Below are 18,914 nucleotides of genomic sequence, written 5' to 3' on the forward strand. Positions count from 1 at the left end.
TAGTTCGATTCTATCCACGCCTCATTTGCCGAATAGACCGAAGGATGCCAGGTCATTGAATGTGACCATGAGCATGAAACTGGCAAGTACGGCAAAGCCCGCACGGAATGCCCATTCCTGGACCGCTGGCGTTGCCGGACGGCGGCGGATCGCCTCAATTGTATAAAGGAGCAGGTGACCGCCATCGAGCATGGGAATTGGCAGGAGATTGATGAACCCCAAGTTAATCGAGATCAGTGCGGCCAGTGACACAAAGGCCAGCCAGCCCACCGTCATCGCCTCACCCGAAACCTTGGCAATTTTCAACGGCCCGCCAAGTTCGGAAATTGGTCGACGACCCGTGATAATTTGGCCCAATCCCTTAATCTGCTGTCGTAGCACGGCCGCTGTTTGGGCAACTGCCGCTGATGGCGCTTCCAGCAAACCGACTTCCTGAAGCGTGGGGCGCGGCGAACCGACGCCCAATTGCCCCAGCTTATATTCGTTCCCAAAACGGTCGATTTCTTTGCGCTCGGCCAAACGGACCGGGATGATGATCTGCTTACCGTCGCGTTCGACAAGCATTTCCGCCGGTTCATTGGGCACCATGATGACTTCGTTCACCAATTCGTCGAACGTGTCGATCCGATGCCCGTTAAACGAGACAATGCGGTCACCCAATTGGATGCCGGATTTTTCTGCGGGGCTTCCCGCTACAATACTCTCTACCTTGGCGGGGGTGACACTTTGCCCAAAGGACATCAGGAAACCCATAAAGATTGCGATAGCCAGCAGGAAGTTGACTGCTGGGCCGGCAAAAACAATCAGCGCCCGCTGCCACAATGCCTTGGACTGGAAAGTCTGGTTTCGCTCTTTTTCAGGAAGCGCTTCCCATGCCGCATCGGGCTGGCTCGCAGGATTCATATCGCCCGCAAATTGCACATAGCCGCCTAGCGGCAGCGCACCTATCCGCCACAATGTGCCCCGCTTGTCTACCCGGCCCCAGATTTGTGGACCAAAGCCGATCGAAAATTTATCCGCCTTCACACCGAACCAGCGCCCAACCCAATAATGACCAAGCTCATGGACGACCACCAGCGTTCCTAGCAATGTCAGGAAAGCGACAATCGTGATCAGGATGTGAGGAGATTCAAGCTGCATGGGGCAATTTATCCATTTGACCGCTGGCATAGGCCCGTGCGGCTGCATCTATGCTGAACAGATCGGTCAGGCTGTGGGGTGCATTGGGGCGATAACCGGTTAAGGTTTCCTCTACGACGCTGACAATGTCGAGGAACGCTATGCGACCGGCAAGGAACGCGGCTACAGCTACTTCATTGGCGGCATTGAGGATAGCGGGTGTTGCTCCACCCTGCTCTGCCGCCGCCCTCGCTAGGCGAAGTGCTGGAAAGCGGATCAAATCCGGCGCTTCGAATTCTAGCTTTGAAATTCGAGCCAGATCGAGCGGAGCGCTGTTCGTCTCCAGCCTTTCAGGCCAGGCCAAGGCGCTTGCAATCGGAATCCGCATATCGGGAGAACCCAATTGCGCCAGCGTCGACCGATCGACATATTCGACCATCGAATGGATCACCGATTGCGGGTGAACAACAATATCGAGCTTGTCGAGGCCAACCGGGAACAGATGATGTGCCTCGATCAGTTCAAGGCCCTTGTTCATCATCGTCGCGCTGTCGACGCTGATCTTCGCGCCCATATCCCAATTGGGGTGCGCAACGGCTTGGGCGGGCGTAACAGCCCGCATCTGGTCGAGCGAATAGGTGCGGAAGGGGCCGCCGCTAGCGGTCAGCGTGATCTTGCGCACCTGATCGATGCGGCCACCCGCGAGACACTGGAAGATCGCATTATGCTCGCTGTCGACAGGCAGCAATGTCGCGCCCGACTGCTCGACCGCCGCCATCATCAGATCGCCCGCTGAAACCAGCGCTTCCTTGTTGGCGAGAGCGACCGTCTTGCCCGCCTCTATCGCCGCCATGGTAGGTGGCAGGCCTGCACAGCCGACTATCGCCGCCATAGTCCAGTCGGCATCCATTTGTGCGGCTTCAACAAGGGCAGCGGGACCGGCAGCGGCCTTGGTCGCGGTGCCAGCCAGCGTATCCTTCAGTGCTGGATAGGCTGCTTCGTCAGCGACCACGGCGATTTCGGGTTCAAACTCTTTGGCCAACTTGGCCAGTTCAACGGCATTGCCATTGGCTGTGAGCGCAATGACGCGATATTTCTCGCGATGCTGGCGAACTAGATCGAGCGTGGATAGGCCCACAGAACCAGTTGCGCCAAAGATGGAAAGGGTGCGCCGCTCGCTCATGACGCAAGCTTGCCCATCATTATTGCGCCGCCAAGGAAAAAGAGAACTGCAAGATGCCCGTCAACGCGGTCGAGTAAGCCACCATGGCCAGGTATGGCATTTCCGGAGTCCTTGACGCCCGCCTTGCGCTTCATCCAGCTTTCAAAAAAATCACCGGTTTGCGCGACCACTGCGACAATAGCACCGATACTGAGGCTGCCCAGCCAATCGATCTGCCATTCGCCGCCAAACATGCGCTCGCGCTCGGCGATATGAATATAGTCTAGCAACGCCATCATGCAACCCGCTGCCAGAGCACCACCAACAAGGCCCGACCATGTTTTGGAAGGGCTGATGTGAGGAGCAATTTTGGGGCCACCGATTGAGCGCCCCGCAAAATAGGCTCCGATGTCGGTGGCGATCACGCCAAATATGACCAAGGCTGCTGTCGTTTCCAGAAAGCCAAAGCCAGGCGCCGATCCATAGGCATATTCATCGGCCAACATCGGCAACAGATAAGCAGCATTTCCGATATATGCGAACCCACCAAACATCCACACCGCTCGGCCGGCGATGCTGGAGGTCAGTTTGGCAACGATACCCCACCATTCGACCATAAGCCAAAGGGCTGCGGCCAATACGAACAGGCGCAACACCAATCCACCCTGCCAGAACACAATCGCGGCGACGGCAACCATAACGACCGCAGACAATGTCCGAACGCCTAGATCAGACTTCTTCACTGCAGCCCCACTCATCGCCCGCCATAGCGCCTTTCGCGCGTGCCGAATTCGGCCAGAGCCGCATCGAATTCCACTGTTGTGAAGTCAGGCCATAGCGTTTCGGTGAACCACAGTTCGGCATAGGCAGCCTGCCAGAGCATGAAATTGGAAAGCCGCTGCTCGCCGGATGTGCGGATAAGCAAATCCAAAGGCGGCATGTCGGCAGTGTCGAGATGGCGTTCGATCGCTTCTGCCGTAATCGTCCCCTCACCCGAAGCTGCTTGCGCCGCGCGGACCAGTTCGTCCTGAGAACCATAGTTCAACGCCACCGCCAGTGTCGTGCGCTTGTTGTCCGCGGTGCGGGCCAGTGCATCGTCGATCATGTCGACAATATCTGGGGCCAATGCTTTGTAATTGCCGATAATCTTGAGCCGAACATCATTGGCTGCAAACTCATCGATATCGGATTTTATAAAGCCGCGCAGCAGCCCCATAAGGTCGTTGACCTCATCCTCAGGGCGTTTCCAATTCTCGCTAGAGAAAGCATAGAGCGACAGGGCTTCAAGCCCCGTGGTTGCTGCATGTCGTACGATCTCACGTACAACCTCAACGCCCTTCTTGTGGCCGAGCGCGCGCGGCAGGTGCTTTTTCTTCGCCCAGCGACCATTGCCATCCATGATGATGGCCACATGGCGCGCGCCATGGGAGCCGCTCCCGCCATTTTCGGGATCAGCCTGTTTATGCGCCCTCGCCTTTGAGGACCGCAGGCCAATCACTGGCTCATGATTTCCTTTTCTTTGTGCACCGCGGCTTCGTCGATCGCTTTGATCGTGTCATCGGTCATCTTCTGCACTTCAGTTTCGAGGCGCTTGCGGTCGTCTTCGCTGATTTCCTTCTTATTTTCATCGGTCTTCAGCGCATCATTGGCATCGCGGCGGACATTGCGGACGGCTATCTTGGCCTTTTCGGCATATTGTCCGGCGAGCTTGGCCAGTTCCTTGCGACGCTCTTCGGTCAAATCGGGAATTGGCAGACGCAATGTCTGGCCATCAGTGATCGGATTGAGGCCCAGCCCTGCCGAACGGATCGCCTTTTCCACCGGCGTCACGTTCGAACGGTCCCATACCTGCACCGAAAGCATGCGCGGTTCGGGAGCACTGACTGTTGCAACCTGGTTGAGCGGCATATTTGATCCATAAACCTCAACCACAATCGGATCGAGCAGCGTCACATTGGCACGTCCGGTGCGCAGACCCGACAAATCACCTTTGAGCGATTCTACGGCGCCTTTCATGCGGCGCTCGACATCGGCCTTGTCATATTGCGGCATGGTTCAATCCTTTTCTTGAGTAACAACGGTAAAGGTGCCGCTTCCATCGAGCACCTTGAGGATATTGCCCTGTTCGCGGATCGAAAAGACCACGATCGGGATGGAGTTATCGCGGCATAGCGCCACGGCGCTTGCGTCCATAACTTTCAGATTGTCTGAAAGGACACGATCATAACTCAATGTTTCATAACGCTTTGCGGTTGGCACCTTTTTTGGGTCGGCATCGTAGACGCCGTCAACAGATGTGCCTTTGAGCAAAGCGTCGCATTTCATTTCCGCGGCACGCAGTGCAGCGCCTGAGTCAGTAGTAAAATAGGGAGCGCCAACGCCAGCAGCAAAGATCACGATGCGGCCTTTTTCCAAATGCCGTTCGGCGCGACGGCGAATGACGGGCTCGCAAACCTTGTCCATCTCGATTGCTGATTGCACCCGCGTCTGCACGCCCAGCTGCTCGAGCGCATTCTGCATCGCCAGCGCATTCATAACGGTTGCCAGCATGCCCATATAGTCGGCCTGTGCCCGGTCCATACCCTTGGCTGCACCAGCCATTCCGCGGAAGATATTGCCTCCGCCGATAACGAGGCACAATTCCAAGCCGGTATCCTTGGCAGCCTTCACTTCCGCTGCAACGCGGGCGACCGTATCCGGGTCAATCCCGAACGCCTGATCGCCCATCAGCACTTCGCCGGATAGTTTCAAAAGCACACGGCGATAACGGCCATTGGCCATAAAATCCTCTTTCCCCAACTGCGGATGCAATAATGGCGCCCTGCTATAAGAGCGGAGCGCCATATCGCCAAGGCCTTATCCCCCGCCCTGCAGAGGATAGCCCGATTTTTACGCGCCGACGGCAGCAGCTACTTCAGCGGCGAAGTCAGACACTTCCTTTTCGATACCTTCGCCGAGCTGATAACGGACATAGTCGACCAGCTTGATTTCCTTGCCAGCGGCCTTGCCAGCCTGGGCAACGACTTCCGAAATCGGTGTCTTGTTGTCGATGACGAACAGCTGTGAAAGAAGCGCGTTTTCTTTCGCAAACTTCTTCATCGCGCCTTCGACCATCTTTTCGACGATTTCGGCCGGCTTGCCGCTTTCAGCTGCCTTTTCGCGGGCGATCGCCGCTTCGCGGTCCATTGTTTCCTGGTCGAGGCCGGTTTCGTCGAGCGCCAACGGGAAAGCTGCTGCGATATGCATCGCCAACTGCTTGCCAAGGCCGTCGAGCGTTGCCGCATCAGCTTCGCTTTCAAGCGCGACGAGAACGCCGATACCGCCCATGCCAGCGGTTGCAGCATTGTGGACGTAAGAAACGACGCGACCGTTGCTCACCGAAATCGTGCGGGCGCGGCGGATAACCTGGTTTTCACCGATGGTCGCGATGTTGTTGGTCAGCACTTCCTGCACCGATCCACCATCGGGATAGGCCGCAGCAAGGATGGTTTCGGCATCATTGGCGCCAACGCCAAGCGCAACGCCCGTTACCTTGCGGACGAAATCCTGGAACTGTTCGTTCTTGGCAACAAAGTCAGTCTGGCTGTTGACTTCGACTGCGGTACCCTTGGTGCCATCAACAGCAACGCCAACCAGGCCTTCAGCAGCTGTGCGGCTCGATTTCTTCGCGGCAGTGGCCAGGCCCTTGGCGCGCAGCAGATCGACGGCGGCTTCCATATCGCCATTAGTTTCTTCCAGCGCCTTTTTGGCATCCATCATGCCAGCGCCCGAACGTTCGCGCAGTTCCTTCACGGCAGCAGCGGTAATAGCAGACATTATCGTGTCCTTTCGACTTTGGTTTGGCAGGACCAGTAAGGTCCAGAAACATGTCATCCCCGAAATCATCGGGGATCCATGGCCTAAAGCCTCGGTTTGAACCGGAATGTCAGGCCGTGGATTCCCGCTTTCGCGGGAATGACACTATTTTTGTTACGCTTCCGGGGCAGCTTCTTCTCTGGCTTCGGCAGCAGGGGCTTCTTCAGCCGCAACTTCGACGACGGCAGCTTCAACCGGCGGCTCTACCATCGCGCCAAGATCTTCACCGCGTGCTACAGCAGCACCAGTGTTGCCCTTGCTCGATGCGGTAGCAATAGCGTCGCAATAGAGGCGGATCGCGCGGGCCGCGTCGTCATTCGCCGGAACCGGGAATGCAATGCCATCGGGCGATACGTTCGAATCGAGGATTGCTATGACGGGAATGCCAAGAACATTGGCTTCTTTGATGGCGAGTTCTTCCTTGTTGGCATCGATTACGAACATCACGTCCGGAATGCCACCCATGTCGCGGATGCCGCCAAGCGAAAGCTCAAGCTTGTCACGTTCGCGGGTCATCTGAAGGATTTCCTTCTTCGTGAAGCCCGAAGTTTCACCCGACAACTGTTCTTCCAGCGTCTTCAGCTTCTTGATCGAGTTCGAAACCGTTTTCCAGTTGGTGAGCATGCCGCCCAGCCAACGGTGGTTGACGAAATGCTGACCCGAAGCGCGAGCTGCGTCAGCAATCGGCCCCTGCGCCTGGCGCTTGGTACCGACGAACAGGACCTTGCCACCTGCCTGTACGGTGGACGAAACAAAGTCGAGCGCCCGCGCAAAAAGCGGAACGGTCTGCGACAGATCAAGGATGTGAACGCCATTGCGTGCGCCGAAAATATACGGCTTCATGCGCGGGTTCCAACGGTGGGTCTGGTGGCCGAAATGTGCTCCGGCCTCAAGCAATTGGTGCATGGTGACGACAGGTGCCGCCATAGTCTTTCTCCTTCCGGTTTAACCTCTGGAAAGCAAGAACCAAGGCCGCAAAGTGGTTACGGCAAAGGCACCGGTGATGTGCGCTTTCCATGTGGAATGGGCGGGCCGTTAGCTTGCACCGGAAGATTCGTCAAGAGGTTGGAAGCTATTGGCTAGCGGCACAACCGTCAACGAGTGGTGATTCAGCGGAAAAAAGTGGCAATCCACTAGAACATTATGGTGCCTTTGACGCACCGAAATCATGGACAAAAAGACCAGATTTGCGGCTGTCAAACTGCGCCTGCAATGTGCACGACTTCGCCTTAAATTTTTTGCAGCCGGCTTGGGCCGCTTCCTTCGCACGCTTAGACGAATTTTCGGTGGTTGCGTTGTGATTTCCGTCGAAGCGATACGCTTGGACAAACCCATTTCCGGTCAACGTGTTAACTTCACAGGGACGCGAAGTTGCGTCGACGCAGGCCTTGATCGCCGCTGCCGTCGCTTCATCGGCACTGCGGTAACCGCTCGCGACATAAAGCTTGTCGTTATATCCGAAATTACCTTTAACCCACGCAGAGGCAGCGAAATATTTGCGCACGGACGCCCCCGGTGAACGGTTGCCGGTGCTAGACTTGATCTTTGCGAACACTTCACATTGCAGCAACTGCTTGGCAGAACATTCATCCAGCAACTTTTTACTTCCCTCACGCTCCCATGCATTGGTGAAATATCCCTCATGGTCTCGGATGATCGTTATTGATGAATTCCACCACTTGTCACCTCTTGTACAGCCTCCGCCCATCACCTTGTTGCAAGCATTGAGAGCAACATTTTCTCCGACATTGTCCTTGTAGACATAATTGCCAGCCACCCAGACATCTGAAGCATTAGGATGCCAGACCAGCACCGCATGTGATTCGTTCGGCGTTGTATCCGCAGCAGGAGAGTCGGCGTTTTCACGTCCATCAGAAGCACAGATGGGTATGTCAGCAACACCGTGCGAACCGCCCGTTATCCCGACCTGCACTTCGCCCGGACCGGGACCGTTCGGACACACAAAAGTTTGTGCTGAGACTGCCATAGGCCAGAACAAAAACGAGGTGAGAAGGCCAAATAAGACGAACCGAAACACTACTGCATATCTACTCCCACTTCCAATATGAGCAATCCAGAACATAGGTAGCAGCTCCTCCTAACGCGTCTCCGAAGGCGCTCACCTCGTCCATTTGCGCCACGGCGCTGTTGGCAACATACCGAATCCAAGAAGCTCCGGCATGAATCTTTATCTCACATGTGATGAAGAAGTTTAAAGGACTAAGATGTATTAGTAGCATAAAACACTATACCACTATCGCGGGCAGCATATGAATCGTCTTGGCATGCGCGACTTGCAAAGCCGTGAAGGAAATATACTGTCCGGAAAAAACCACATTAACTGGTTAGAGGAGAGGGATAATGATCTGGCATTTCGCCGATGTGTTTGACACGATCGCATCGCTGGCTCCCGATCAAATTGCATTGATAAATGGCGATACCCACCGCAGCTGGCGCGATTATGAGGATCGGTCTGCGCGGCTTGCCAATGCGCTTTTGGCGGCGGGACTGAAACCTGACGCCAAGACAGCAATTTATGCACATAATTCGAACGCCTATCTCGAAGCGCAATATGCATCTTTCAAGGCGCGCACCGTGCCGATCAATGTCAATTATCGCTATGTTGAACATGAGCTGACCTATTTGTTCGACAATGGAGACGTCGAAGCCGTATTTTTCGATGCCAAGTTCGCACCGAGGCTGGCAGCAATCCGTGACCACTTGCCAAAGCTGAAACTGTTTGTGCAGATCGACGACGGGTCGGGCGAAACCCTTGCCGGTGCGCAAGACTTTGAGGCGCTTATTGCAACCAATGCGCCCCTGCCCCGGCTCGATTATGGCGAAGACGATATTTACATGATCTACACCGGTGGCACGACCGGTATGCCGAAGGGCGTGATGTACCGGCATGGTGACCTTAGCGCAGGTATTGCGTCAGCGTTGCTGGGTCCGGAAGTGGTTGAGCCGTCGCCCGAAATGTTGGTCGCCGTGGTTCAGGCACTGAAAGAAGCCGGAGCCGCCCCCATCTCGCTGCCGGCCTGCCCGTTGATGCACGGCACCGGTATGTGGATCGGAGCCTTTTTTGCGCATTTTGCCGGCGGCGCAGTGGCGACCATCAGCGACGAAAAATTCGATCCCGACGCAATTTGGGCCTTCATTGAACGTAAGCGCGTGAACGCCGTGGCGATTGTAGGCGACGCCTTTGCCAAGCCGATGCTTGCTGCGTTGCGCGAAGCGGAGGCGCGCGGCCAGCATTATGACCTGACTTCGCTAAAGGTAATCGGTTCATCAGGCGTTATGTTCTCCAGCGAGGTGAAGCGCGGATTGCTCGAATATATCGATGTTGAAATCCGTGATTCGATTGGATCGACAGAAGGCGCAATGGGCGGATCGGTCGTGTCGCGTTCGCTACCCCCGGTCGACACCGCAAAATTTGCGTTTAATCCGACCACCAAGGTCTTCAACGACCGGGATGAGGAAGTGCAACCGGGATCAGATGAAATCGGCATGATCGCCAATGGCGGCGTCGTACCTGTCGGTTATTTCAAAGACCCGGAAAAAAGCGCCAAGACGTTCCGTTCGATTGCGGGGGTGCGCTATTCCTTCCCGGGCGATTTTGCACAAGTGACCGCCGATGGTACACTCGTCCTGCTGGGGCGCGGTTCCGTTTGTATCAACACCGGGGGCGAGAAAGTCTTTCCGGAAGAGGTCGAGGAAGCGCTGAAAGCGCATGGCGACATTTGGGACGCGCTGGTCGTCGGGGTTCCGGACGAACGATTTGGCGAACGTGTCGTTGCTGTCTTGTCGGCCAAAGAAGGCGCATCGGTCAATGAAGCGGCACTTCTGGATTTTGCCCGCACCCGGCTCGCAGGCTATAAAATGCCCCGCCAGCTTGTCTTTGTCGAAACAGTGCAGCGCGCCGCCAATGGCAAGGCTGACTATAAATGGGCGAAAGAGGTTGCGCTGGGAAGCGGTGCCTAACTGGCTGACACACAGCTTTTGATACAATTGGATAAACTGTATCAACACCCTGTTCGCGAGAGTTAATCTCGCGTTCAGGGCGGAAAGCAGAATTCGGCAGTGCGACCACATCCAATCGGTTCGCCAGAAAGTTCCTGTGATCCGGAAAACATACACCCTGCCGATCCTGTTGCCCCTGCTGGTTCTGGGTTGGTCAGCCAAAGCTGACGATTTACCGCAGGGAAGCGCATCTGCATTGCCCGAGAAGATTTCCTTTCTGGTCACTTTCGGCGAAGAAATATGCCCCGACGCCTCCGACCCCGATGAGATCGTCGTTTGCGCAACAGCGCCGGAAGGCGACCGTTATCGTATTCCAAAGGAACTGCGCAAAGGTGAGGAAGAAGCGACCGCCAGCCAGTCGTGGACATCAGCGGTCGAAAGTTTGGACGATTCCGCGCGCGTCATGCGGCCGAACAGTTGCTCGGTGGTCGGCACAGGCGGCTTTACGGGCTGCACACAGGCTATGCTGCGCGAATGGTTCGCCGCCCGACGCGGAACGATTGACGCGAACTAAGCCGGTTTATTTGTCTGCATATATCTGCACCAGCCGGTGCAGATAATCGCGACCGTCATAAACCGATTTGACCCGCAACCGTTCATTCAATCCGTGCACGCCACCGCCATCAGCTTCGTAGAAGATACCCGGAATGCCATAGGTTGGAATGCCGATCAGCGCGGTCATTGTCGCATCGGTCGCCCCGGTAGACATTGTGGGGACGAGCGGGACACCTGGAAAAACCTCCCCCGCCAATTTGATTGCCGGATCAAGAATGCGCTTGTCGAGCGGCGGTGGTACCGCCATCGGCCGATGCGGCTTGCGCAGACTGACTTCAACGCGCGGATTGGCAATGGCCTTTTCAATAGCGCTCTGCGTATCTTCGGTGCTCATACCGGGCACGATACGGCAATTGACGACACCCTTCGCCCGCTGTGGCAACGCGTTGGGCGCGTGGCCGGCATCCAGCATCGTGGCCACACATGTGGTGCGCAAAGTAGAATTCAGTACAGGGTCGGCTGAAAGGATAGCGGCAGCCTGCTCATTGCTTTCATCAGCCAGCAGGTCTGCAATCGCCTTTTGTCCGGCAGCGGGTGCTGTTGGCGCCATCTGCGTCAGAAATGCCCGCGTCGTGTCGTTCAACTGCACCGGAAATCCGAGCCGCTTTACCGCCACAATGGCTTCGGCCAGATCATAGATCGCATTGTCGGGGCGCGGGACAGAGCTGTGTCCACCGGGGTTTGTTGCTTCCAGATCGAATATCCGGTTCGCCTTTTCGCCGACTTGGATTGCCAGAAATTGCGGTTTGCCATTCTTATCGAGCCGACCGCCCCCGCCTTCATTCAATGCGAATTCGGCGGATAGCGTTTCAGGCATGTTGCGCGCGAGCCATTCGGCACCATTAAGTGCCTTGCTCGAACTTTCCTCTCCGCAAGTTGCGGCCAGCTTGATTGTACGTTTGGACTTAAAGCTTGCCTTTTTGAAACGGATCAGGCTGTCGACCCAAATCGCGGCCTGCACCTTGTCATCAGCGACCCCGCGCGCATAGAAAAATCCATCCTCCTCCACCAGCGTGAACGGATCCCTCGTCCAGTCTTCGCGCTTGGCTTCGACAACGTCTATGTGGGCCAACAGCAGCATTGGCTTTAACATCTTGGACGTTCCCTTATACTCAGCAACCAGATTGCCCTCACGTTCATAACCCGGGACAACGATCACCTTGGCCTCGTCCTTGGTGAACCCGGCATCGTGCATGCGTTTGGCCAGTTGATTGGCTGCGATAGTGCAACTGCCGTTTGAATAGGCGGTGTTCGTGTTGACTAGTTCGGCATAGAGCTCGCGAAACGCCGTTTGATCGGGGCGGAGTTGTTGCGCCGATACCGCCACGGTAGCCATGGTCGCCAAACCCGCAGCCAGCATCCATTTTGAAGTGCCCATTTACCCCTCCCCATTCCAGTGTTGCGGCACAGGCTATCTGCCAAGACCGCATAGTTCAACCGGTGAAACTTCTCCCACCCAGTCAGGCATTCCAAGTCAGCAAAAATTTCCAGTTGACACAATGGAACATATATAGAACATTAGCCAAATACCAAGTGATTCGGAGGATCAAATGTCATTCATCGCTGCAACCCTATTCGCTGTCGCCTTCCTGTTGTCGGCCTATGCCATCCTCCTGACGCTGGCACAAAAATGGGATCGTATCGAACAGGTAGTGGCTATGCAGGGTTCCCCCGTCGAACGCGTCATTCATTTGGGCACGGTGCGCTACACAGGTCAGCGTCTGCGCCTCGTTGTTGTCAACGAACTGGAGCCGCATCCCGAGCAACAGGCCTTCGCCTTTGGTCGCCTGCGCGCGGCTTAACCCCTCCCATCTTCCCCAAGCAAAAGGCCCTGCTGCAATCCAAATGCAGCAGGGCCTTTTTGTTTGGGCGCCAATGTCGGGCAACAAAAAAGGCGGAACCCAGGGTTCCGCCTTAATTGTTTCGCGAATGCGTATGAAACTTAGTTCACGGCATCCTTGAGTGCCTTGCCAGCCTTGAACTTGGGCTGGTTCGAAGCAGGGATCTTCATCTCTTCACCGGTGCGCGGGTTGCGACCGGTCGAAGCCTTGCGCTTGGCAACAGCGAAGGTGCCGAAGCCAACGAGGCGAACTTCGCCACCCTTTTTGAGCGCCTTTGTGATGGCGTCAAAGGTAGCTTCCACTGCCTTGCCTGCATCGGTTTTGCTGAGGCCGCTTGCATCTGCAACGGCTGCGACGAGATCATTCTTGTTCATAGTATCGGGATCCCCCTCTCAAGTGAATATTCTAGACCAATTCCGGATATGGAATCGCGGCTGGGCCGGAGCGGGAATAAGGAGCAGAAAGCGCCTACTGTCAAAGGAAAAATCGGCCAGAAACCGCGCTTTTCGGCGAATTGATGGATAATCTGTCGATAACTGCGCCAAATCGAATGTAACTGACGGTAAGCGAAACAAAAACACCGCCAAAAATGGCGCAGGACGCGACGTCAAATGACGCCGCGCCCTGCACTGTTCCACCAATTTGGCAGATGTGCTTTTCAGTGTGTGACCGTAGCCCCTGTTGCAGATGCAGGTGCGGGTGGTTGCAAGGCAGCCAGCTCGTCCGCTTCGGTCCACTCAACCGGCACAAGTGGCGCAACAAGCGCACGCGCCAAAACCTGGTCGACATGTGTTACCGGGATGATCTCCAGCCCTTCTTTGATATTGGCAGGTATTTCGGCCAAATCCTTTTCATTGTCCTGCGGAATAAGCACCGTTTTGATCCCGCCTCGCAGCGCAGCCAATAGTTTCTCCTTGAGACCACCAATCGGCAGCACACGTCCGCGCAGCGTGACCTCTCCGGTCATCGCGACGTCACGGTGCACGGCAATTCCGGTCAATGTCGAAACAATTGCTGTCACCATGCCAATGCCAGCCGATGGTCCATCCTTGGGCACTGCCCCTTCAGGCAAGTGAATATGGACATCCTTGCGGTTGAAGATCGAAGGTTTGATACCATAGCTGGGCGCGCGCGCCTTTACATAGGATAGAGCTGCCTGAATCGACTCGCTCATCACTTCGCCTAGCTTTCCGGTTGTCTTGATCTGGCCTTTGCCACCTACCGTGACGGCTTCGATGGTCAACAGTTCACCGCCAACCTCGGTCCAGGCAAGACCGGTTACGGCTCCGATCTGATTTTCATCTTCACCAATGCCGTGGCGATATTTGCGCACGCCAGAGAACTCGGCAAGATTTTCGGGAGTCACCGAAACGCTCTTGGTCTTGCCTTCCAGAATACGGCGCAGCGCCTTGCGGGCCAGTTTCGCGATCTCGCGTTCCAATGTCCGAACGCCTGCCTCACGCGTGTAAAACCGGATAAGGTCGCGCAGAGCATCATCGCTGACGTCAAACTCGCCCTTCTTCAGGCCATGTGCGCTGACCTGTTTTTCAACCAGATGGCGTTTGGCAATTTCCAGCTTCTCGTCTTCGGTATAACCTTCGAGCCGGATAATCTCCATACGGTCGAGCAAAGGCTGCGGCAGGTTCATGCTGTTCGCCGTGGTCACGAACATCACGTCGGACAGATCGAGGTCGATTTCCAGATAGTGATCGTTGAACTTGTTGTTCTGTTCAGGATCAAGCACTTCAAGCAGCGCCGACGCCGGATCACCCCGGAAATCCTGACCAAGCTTGTCAATCTCGTCGAGCAGGAACAGCGGGTTCATCGTCCCGGCCTTTTTCAGGTTAGACGCAATCTTGCCAGGCATCGAACCGATATAGGTGCGGCGGTGCCCGCGGATTTCGGCTTCGTCACGAACCCCGCCCAGCGACTGACGGATGAATTCGCGCCCGGTTGCCTTGGCAATCGACTTGCCAAGCGAGGTCTTGCCCACGCCGGGAGGGCCGACGAGGCACAGGATCGGCCCCTTCAACTTGTTGGTACGCGCCTGTACGGCCAAATATTCTATAATCCGGTCCTTGACCTTTTCGAGAGCGAAATGGTCAGCATCAAGAATATCCTGCGCCTTGGCGATATCGCGCTTCAGTTTGGAACGCTTGCCCCATGGCACGCCAAGCAATGCGTCGAGATAATTGCGCACAACGGTCGCTTCGGCCGACATAGGCGCCATACTGCGCAGCTTCTTCATTTCGGCCTGCGCCTTGGCCTTGGCTTCCTTCGAAAGCTTCAGCGTATCAATCTTGGTCTGCAGTTCGGCGAGCTCGTCGCCGCCCTCTTCATCCCCATTACCCAACTCACGCTGGATCGCTTTCAGCTGCTCGTTGAGATAATATTCGCGCTGCGATTTCTCCATCTGGCGCTTCACGCGGCCGCGAATTTTCTTTTCGACCTGCAGCACGCCCAGTTCGCCTTCCATGAAGGCAAAGGCCATTTCGAGACGCTTGAGCGGATCAGCTTCAACCAGCAACGACTGCTTGTCCGCAACCTTCAGGTTGATATTGGCTGCAACGGCATCCGCCAATTGCGCCGCATCGCTGATTTCGGCCAATTGTATTGCGGTTTCCGCAGGCATTTTCTTGTTGAGCTTCGAATATTGCTCGAACTGTTCGATCACCGAACGCATCAAGGCAGTGGTTTCAGGACCGTCGCTGGCCGCGTCGGTCATGGCCTCTACTTCGGCTTCGACATAGTCGGCGGCACGGTTGTGCAAACGCAACAGGCTCGCGCGCTGTTTTCCTTCGACAAGTACCCGGACAGTGCCGTCGGGCAATTTCAGCAACTGCATTATCGTCGCAGTTACGCCGACCGTATAGAGATCGTCATAATCTGGATCGTCTTCAGCGGGATCGAGCTGGGCGACGAGGAAAATCTCCTTGTCCGCCGCCATCGCTTTTTCAAGCGCAACGACCGATTTGTCGCGACCGACAAATAGCGGCACGACCATTCCGGGGAAAACAACAATGTCGCGCAACGGCAACAGGGGCAAAGATATAGTCATAGACACTCCGACCGCACCGAAAGGCGGCGCGGTAACTTGCTCTCAATATGAGCCGGATTTCGCGTCTTTCAACAGCGCCACGCGCAATTGCCCGAATTTCCTGTGCAAAAGGCAGGGTTAGAACGGTAGTTTGAAGCCGGGAGGCAGCGGCAAGCCGCTCGTCATCTTGCCCATTTCGGCATTGCTCGCGCTGTCTGCCTTTTCTCGCGCGTCATTGAAGGCGGCCACGATCAAATCTTCCAGCATCTGTTTATCCGATGGGACGATCAGGCTATCATCAATGGACAGCCCGATAATCCGGCCCTTTGCGGATGCCCGAACCTTTACCAGACCACCGCCCGAAACACCTTCGACTTCGATAGTGTCCAGCTTACCTTGCGCTTCTTCCATCTGCTTCTGGATGGTTTGTGCGGCCTCTTGTGCGGCCTTCATCATATCTTCAATGCTTTTCATGCTCTTAAGCTCCGAACCTCAGCCTGCCTGTCGGGAGAGATCAAGCGGCCTTCTACACTAACTTCCGCATCGGGAAAGGCGTCGAGCGCGGCTTTCACCAGCGGGGATTCGAGTATCTCACGATTGGCTTGCGCCTCTTGCAGCCGCTCCAATTCCAGCAATGTCGGTTGCGCATCACCTTCCGCCTCTTCGACATCCCAACGCTCGCCAGTGGCGCGGAACAATGCTTCGCGCAACTCGGTCAGAAAGCCCTGATGAACCGGCCCGGCAAGCTGATATCGCAGCGCCGGCGGCGCATGAGCAACCACCCGCATTACGTCGTGCATCGTCGCGGCGAGATTCACAAAGCCGCTCTTGTCCAGATGCGCCACCAATGCGGCAAAACTCGCAGGCAATGCGGACGTGCTTACAGTTGAAGCGGAGGACTCACCTGAAATCTGCGGCGCCGTTGCAACCGGCGTGGGCACGGGTCCATTTTGCAAGAGGCGCGCAAGCTCACCCGGGTCGGGCATGCTGGCGCCGTGCAGCACGCGCAAAAGCGCCATATCGCAACTTTCGAGTGGAAGGCTGGCACGCGCAACTTCATCATGGCCTTTCAGCAGCAACTGCCAAAGCCGGTGGAGCACCGGAAAGGACAGCTTGTCGGCCCAGCCATCAATCTGTTCGCGCGCATCTTCGGGCAGGGTCGCATCGTGAGGGCTGCCAATTTTCGCCAGTGTTACCAGATGCACTTCGCGCAGCAGCCCAGCCAAAGTAGCGGCGGGCTCAACGCCTAGACGATATTGGCGCTTGGCTTCCTCCAATACTGCTTGCGCTTCGCCGGCCAGCAGCAATCCAAACAACCGCCGGACGGCTGAGCGGTCAGACAGCCCGAGCATTGAGCGCACCTGCGCCGCGCTGACCACGCCGTCGCCGTCAAGATCAGCATGGGCTATCGCCTGGTCAAGAATTGAGAGCCCGTCGCGTACCGAGCCTTCGGCAGCCTGCGCGACAAGCGCCAATGCTTCACCATCCGCCATCACACCTTCTTTGCCGCAAACTTCGGCAAAATGTGTGGTCAGCTTTTCGACAGAAATTCGTTTCAGATCAAACCGCTGGCACCGCGATAGCACCGTTATCGGAACCTTGTTCACCTCGGTCGTGGCGAACAGGAATTTGACATGCGCGGGGGGTTCTTCAAGCGTCTTCAGCAATGCATTGAACGCGTTTTTCGATAGCATGTGCACTTCGTCGATGATGTAAATCTTATACCGCGCCGAAACCGCAGCATAGCGCACTGCTTCAATGATTTCGCGGACATCGTCGACACCGGTATGGCTGGCGGCATCCATTTCGATGACATCGATATGGCGCCCCTCAGCAATTGCCGTGCACGGCTCACATTTTCCGCAGGGATCGATTGTCGGCCCGCCCTGGCCGTCCGGACCGATGCAGTTCAACGCTTTGGCAATCAAGCGCGCAGTCGAGGTTTTCCCAACCCCGCGTACACCCGTCATCAAAAAGGCGTGTGCCAACCGGTCGCGCTTTATTGCGTTACCCAGTGTCTGGACCATCGCATCCTGGCCGATTAGCTCGGCAAAATTCTGCGGACGATATTTGCGCGCGAGCACGCGGTATGGCGTTGCCGTCGCGATAGGTGGTGCAACCGGAGCAAGACCGAGCCCGAGCGCATCGTCGGGCATGTCCGGATCGCGCTCCGGGGCAGTCTCGATCAGTGAATCGTCCATAGCCATCGAATAGGACGGCGCGGCGCTTTTGTCGAAGGGCTAATTGCTGCGCAAATCAATTGCCGGCGAGACGTCGCGCAAAATGCGACTGCACTGCCGACGAAACCGAACGCGCAATCTTTGCCTGTCCTTCGCGGGATGCCAGAAACTCCGCATCTTCCCGATTGCTGATATATCCTGTTTCAAACAGGATTGATGGCGTATCGGGGGCCTTCAACACTATGAACGAAGCAAATTTGTGGGAATTTCCACGTAACACCATATTGGGCTTGGCTTCCCGCAGCAGCAATTTGGCAAAGCTGGCAGAAACGTTCATCGTTTCGCGCTGGGTCAGATCAATCAGAATAGAGGACACTTCTGTGTCCTGCCCTCCCAGATTGACGCCATTGATAATATCAGCCTTGTTCTCGCGGGCAGCTAGCCTTTGCGCCTCGCGGTCAGAAGCGACCTCGGACAGCGTATACACAGTTCCGCCACGCGCATCCTCGTTTTCAGCGGCATCAGCATGAATGGAAATGAACAAATCGGCCTTTAACCGTCGCGCAATTCCATAGCGGTCCTGCAGCACCAGAAAGCCGTCTCCGTCTCGGGTCAGCGCAACCCGGACGCGTCCCGTCGCCACCAATTGATCGCGGATTGCGAGGGCGATGTCCAGGGTCACATCTTTTTCGCGTTTTCCACTATGGGGACTAATCGCGCCAGGATCATGCCCCCCATGCCCGGCGTCGAGCACGACCAGCGGTAACCGGGAGTCCGCAGGACCGTGGATTTTGGGAAGCCCTTTGCCAGAACCCTTGCCAATCGGAGCCGTAACTTCATACCGCCTTTTGGGTGGTTCCGAACGGAAGTGGCTCGATTGCAGGATTTCGTTGCGCGTGCGCATATTTGCGGTCGGCTCGAACAATTGCTTGTCAGCTACCATGACGGGTTGAACGGCGAATGCCGAGAACAAAGCGATGGCAGCAAACATCATTGCCCCGATATGCAGTTTTTGCGTCGCTTCCGTCCAGCCGAATTTGTCGAACACTCGCAAAAAGCACGTTTTTCAAAATTGAAACGATGCCGGGCATCGAAAGGCAGAGAGGATTTGGCGATCAGGTGATGATGCTGTGATGCATCATTGT

General features: G+C 56.1%; 18 protein-coding genes. 3 read left to right on the plus strand and 15 right to left on the minus strand.

From position 1 onward, the window contains the following. Positions 1 to 21: 21 nt before the first annotated feature. From rseP to DXH95_RS06990, 9 genes are all read right to left on the minus strand, one after another. Entirely contained in the window at positions 22 to 1,140 is a 1,119-nt protein-coding gene (gene rseP / locus DXH95_RS06950; RefSeq protein WP_115548657.1) for an RIP metalloprotease RseP, read from the minus strand. Next, on the minus strand, positions 1,130 to 2,302 hold the full coding sequence (locus tag DXH95_RS06955; RefSeq protein ID WP_115548658.1) for a 1-deoxy-D-xylulose-5-phosphate reductoisomerase: 1,173 nt from the start codon (positions 2,300 to 2,302) through the stop codon (positions 1,130 to 1,132). The genes rseP and DXH95_RS06955 overlap by 11 nt, the downstream gene beginning before the upstream one ends. Then, on the minus strand, positions 2,299 to 3,039 hold the full coding sequence (locus tag DXH95_RS06960; protein WP_115548659.1) for a phosphatidate cytidylyltransferase: 741 nt from the start codon (positions 3,037 to 3,039) through the stop codon (positions 2,299 to 2,301). The genes DXH95_RS06955 and DXH95_RS06960 overlap by 4 nt, the downstream gene beginning before the upstream one ends. Further along, on the minus strand, positions 3,036 to 3,779 hold the full coding sequence (gene uppS, locus DXH95_RS06965; RefSeq protein WP_420822276.1) for a polyprenyl diphosphate synthase: 744 nt from the start codon (positions 3,777 to 3,779) through the stop codon (positions 3,036 to 3,038). The genes DXH95_RS06960 and uppS overlap by 4 nt, the downstream gene beginning before the upstream one ends. Next, positions 3,776 to 4,333: a ribosome recycling factor gene (gene frr, locus DXH95_RS06970; protein ID WP_115548660.1), complete on the minus strand. Its 558-nt coding sequence runs from the start codon at positions 4,331 to 4,333 to the stop codon at positions 3,776 to 3,778. The genes uppS and frr overlap by 4 nt, the downstream gene beginning before the upstream one ends. A 3-nt stretch (positions 4,334 to 4,336) precedes the next feature. Further along, positions 4,337 to 5,062 carry a UMP kinase gene (pyrH, locus tag DXH95_RS06975; protein WP_115549444.1) on the minus strand — a complete coding sequence of 242 codons (726 nt, stop codon included), beginning with the start codon at positions 5,060 to 5,062 and terminating at the stop codon, positions 4,337 to 4,339. Positions 5,063 to 5,170: 108 nt separating this feature from the next. Further along, positions 5,171 to 6,097 carry a translation elongation factor Ts gene (gene tsf / locus DXH95_RS06980; protein WP_115548661.1) on the minus strand — a complete coding sequence of 309 codons (927 nt, stop codon included), beginning with the start codon at positions 6,095 to 6,097 and terminating at the stop codon, positions 5,171 to 5,173. A 153-nt stretch (positions 6,098 to 6,250) separates the two neighbouring features. Beyond that, positions 6,251 to 7,063: a 30S ribosomal protein S2 gene (gene rpsB / locus DXH95_RS06985; protein WP_115548662.1), complete on the minus strand. Its 813-nt coding sequence runs from the start codon at positions 7,061 to 7,063 to the stop codon at positions 6,251 to 6,253. A gap of 214 nt (positions 7,064 to 7,277) precedes the next feature. Next, the gene (locus tag DXH95_RS06990) at positions 7,278 to 8,219 is read right to left on the minus strand and encodes a DUF4189 domain-containing protein (RefSeq protein ID WP_147291696.1); all 942 of its coding nucleotides are present in this window, start codon (positions 8,217 to 8,219) and stop codon (positions 7,278 to 7,280) included. Positions 8,220 to 8,497: 278 nt separating this feature from the next. On the opposite strand from DXH95_RS06990, the gene DXH95_RS07000 reads away from it, so the two are divergent. Next, entirely contained in the window at positions 8,498 to 10,117 is a 1,620-nt protein-coding gene (locus tag DXH95_RS07000; protein ID WP_115548665.1) for an acyl-CoA synthetase, read from the plus strand. A 136-nt stretch (positions 10,118 to 10,253) separates the two neighbouring features. Then, positions 10,254 to 10,670 carry a hypothetical protein gene (locus DXH95_RS07005; RefSeq protein WP_115548666.1) on the plus strand — a complete coding sequence of 139 codons (417 nt, stop codon included), beginning with the start codon at positions 10,254 to 10,256 and terminating at the stop codon, positions 10,668 to 10,670. A 6-nt stretch (positions 10,671 to 10,676) separates the two neighbouring features. Here DXH95_RS07005 and DXH95_RS07010 read toward each other — a convergent pair whose 3' ends face one another. Then, positions 10,677 to 12,089: a M20/M25/M40 family metallo-hydrolase gene (locus DXH95_RS07010; RefSeq protein ID WP_115548667.1), complete on the minus strand. Its 1,413-nt coding sequence runs from the start codon at positions 12,087 to 12,089 to the stop codon at positions 10,677 to 10,679. 172 nt (positions 12,090 to 12,261) lie between these two features. Here DXH95_RS07010 and DXH95_RS07015 point away from each other — a divergent pair, with 172 nt between their 5' ends. Then, positions 12,262 to 12,513, plus strand: a complete 252-nt coding sequence (locus DXH95_RS07015; protein WP_115548668.1) for a hypothetical protein — start codon at positions 12,262 to 12,264, stop codon at positions 12,511 to 12,513. Positions 12,514 to 12,653: 140 nt separating this feature from the next. Here DXH95_RS07015 and DXH95_RS07020 read toward each other — a convergent pair whose 3' ends face one another. The 5 genes from DXH95_RS07020 to DXH95_RS07040 all read right to left on the minus strand — a co-directional run bounded on the left by DXH95_RS07020 (position 12,654) and on the right by DXH95_RS07040 (position 18,778). Beyond that, the gene (locus DXH95_RS07020) at positions 12,654 to 12,926 is read right to left on the minus strand and encodes an HU family DNA-binding protein (protein WP_115548669.1); all 273 of its coding nucleotides are present in this window, start codon (positions 12,924 to 12,926) and stop codon (positions 12,654 to 12,656) included. A gap of 284 nt (positions 12,927 to 13,210) precedes the next feature. Then, positions 13,211 to 15,610 carry an endopeptidase La gene (gene lon / locus DXH95_RS07025; RefSeq protein ID WP_115548670.1) on the minus strand — a complete coding sequence of 800 codons (2,400 nt, stop codon included), beginning with the start codon at positions 15,608 to 15,610 and terminating at the stop codon, positions 13,211 to 13,213. A 117-nt stretch (positions 15,611 to 15,727) separates the two neighbouring features. Further along, positions 15,728 to 16,063, minus strand: coding sequence for a YbaB/EbfC family nucleoid-associated protein (locus tag DXH95_RS07030; protein WP_115548671.1), 336 nt, complete (start codon positions 16,061 to 16,063; stop codon positions 15,728 to 15,730). Further along, positions 16,060 to 17,790, minus strand: a complete 1,731-nt coding sequence (locus DXH95_RS07035) for a DNA polymerase III subunit gamma/tau (protein WP_420822287.1) — start codon at positions 17,788 to 17,790, stop codon at positions 16,060 to 16,062. Before DXH95_RS07035 ends, DXH95_RS07030 begins: the two co-directional genes overlap by 4 nt. Positions 17,791 to 17,845: 55 nt before the next feature. Then, positions 17,846 to 18,778, minus strand: coding sequence for an N-acetylmuramoyl-L-alanine amidase family protein (locus DXH95_RS07040; RefSeq protein WP_420822288.1), 933 nt, complete (start codon positions 18,776 to 18,778; stop codon positions 17,846 to 17,848). Positions 18,779 to 18,914 lie beyond the last annotated feature (136 nt).

The sequence above is a fragment of the Sphingorhabdus pulchriflava genome (assembly GCF_003367235.1).
GTDB classification, from domain to species: Bacteria; Pseudomonadota; Alphaproteobacteria; order Sphingomonadales; family Sphingomonadaceae; genus Sphingorhabdus_B; species Sphingorhabdus_B pulchriflava.

Coding starts and splice junctions, on each gene's coding strand:
- rseP (WP_115548657.1), bottom strand. CDS start 1,140: ATGCAGCTTGAATCTCCTCACATCCTGATCACGATTGTCGCTTTCCTG.
- DXH95_RS06955 (WP_115548658.1), bottom strand. CDS start 2,302: ATGAGCGAGCGGCGCACCCTTTCCATCTTTGGCGCAACTGGTTCTGTG.
- DXH95_RS06960 (WP_115548659.1), bottom strand. CDS start 3,039: ATGAGTGGGGCTGCAGTGAAGAAGTCTGATCTAGGCGTTCGGACATTG.
- frr (WP_115548660.1), bottom strand. CDS start 4,333: ATGCCGCAATATGACAAGGCCGATGTCGAGCGCCGCATGAAAGGCGCC.
- pyrH (WP_115549444.1), bottom strand. CDS start 5,062: ATGGCCAATGGCCGTTATCGCCGTGTGCTTTTGAAACTATCCGGCGAA.
- tsf (WP_115548661.1), bottom strand. CDS start 6,097: ATGTCTGCTATTACCGCTGCTGCCGTGAAGGAACTGCGCGAACGTTCG.
- rpsB (WP_115548662.1), bottom strand. CDS start 7,063: ATGGCGGCACCTGTCGTCACCATGCACCAATTGCTTGAGGCCGGAGCA.
- DXH95_RS06990 (WP_147291696.1), bottom strand. CDS start 8,219: ATGTTCTGGATTGCTCATATTGGAAGTGGGAGTAGATATGCAGTAGTG.
- DXH95_RS07000 (WP_115548665.1), top strand. CDS start 8,498: ATGATCTGGCATTTCGCCGATGTGTTTGACACGATCGCATCGCTGGCT.
- DXH95_RS07010 (WP_115548667.1), bottom strand. CDS start 12,089: ATGGGCACTTCAAAATGGATGCTGGCTGCGGGTTTGGCGACCATGGCT.
- DXH95_RS07015 (WP_115548668.1), top strand. CDS start 12,262: ATGTCATTCATCGCTGCAACCCTATTCGCTGTCGCCTTCCTGTTGTCG.
- DXH95_RS07020 (WP_115548669.1), bottom strand. CDS start 12,926: ATGAACAAGAATGATCTCGTCGCAGCCGTTGCAGATGCAAGCGGCCTC.
- lon (WP_115548670.1), bottom strand. CDS start 15,610: ATGACTATATCTTTGCCCCTGTTGCCGTTGCGCGACATTGTTGTTTTC.
- DXH95_RS07030 (WP_115548671.1), bottom strand. CDS start 16,063: ATGAAAAGCATTGAAGATATGATGAAGGCCGCACAAGAGGCCGCACAA.
- DXH95_RS07035 (WP_420822287.1), bottom strand. CDS start 17,790: ATGGACGATTCACTGATCGAGACTGCCCCGGAGCGCGATCCGGACATG.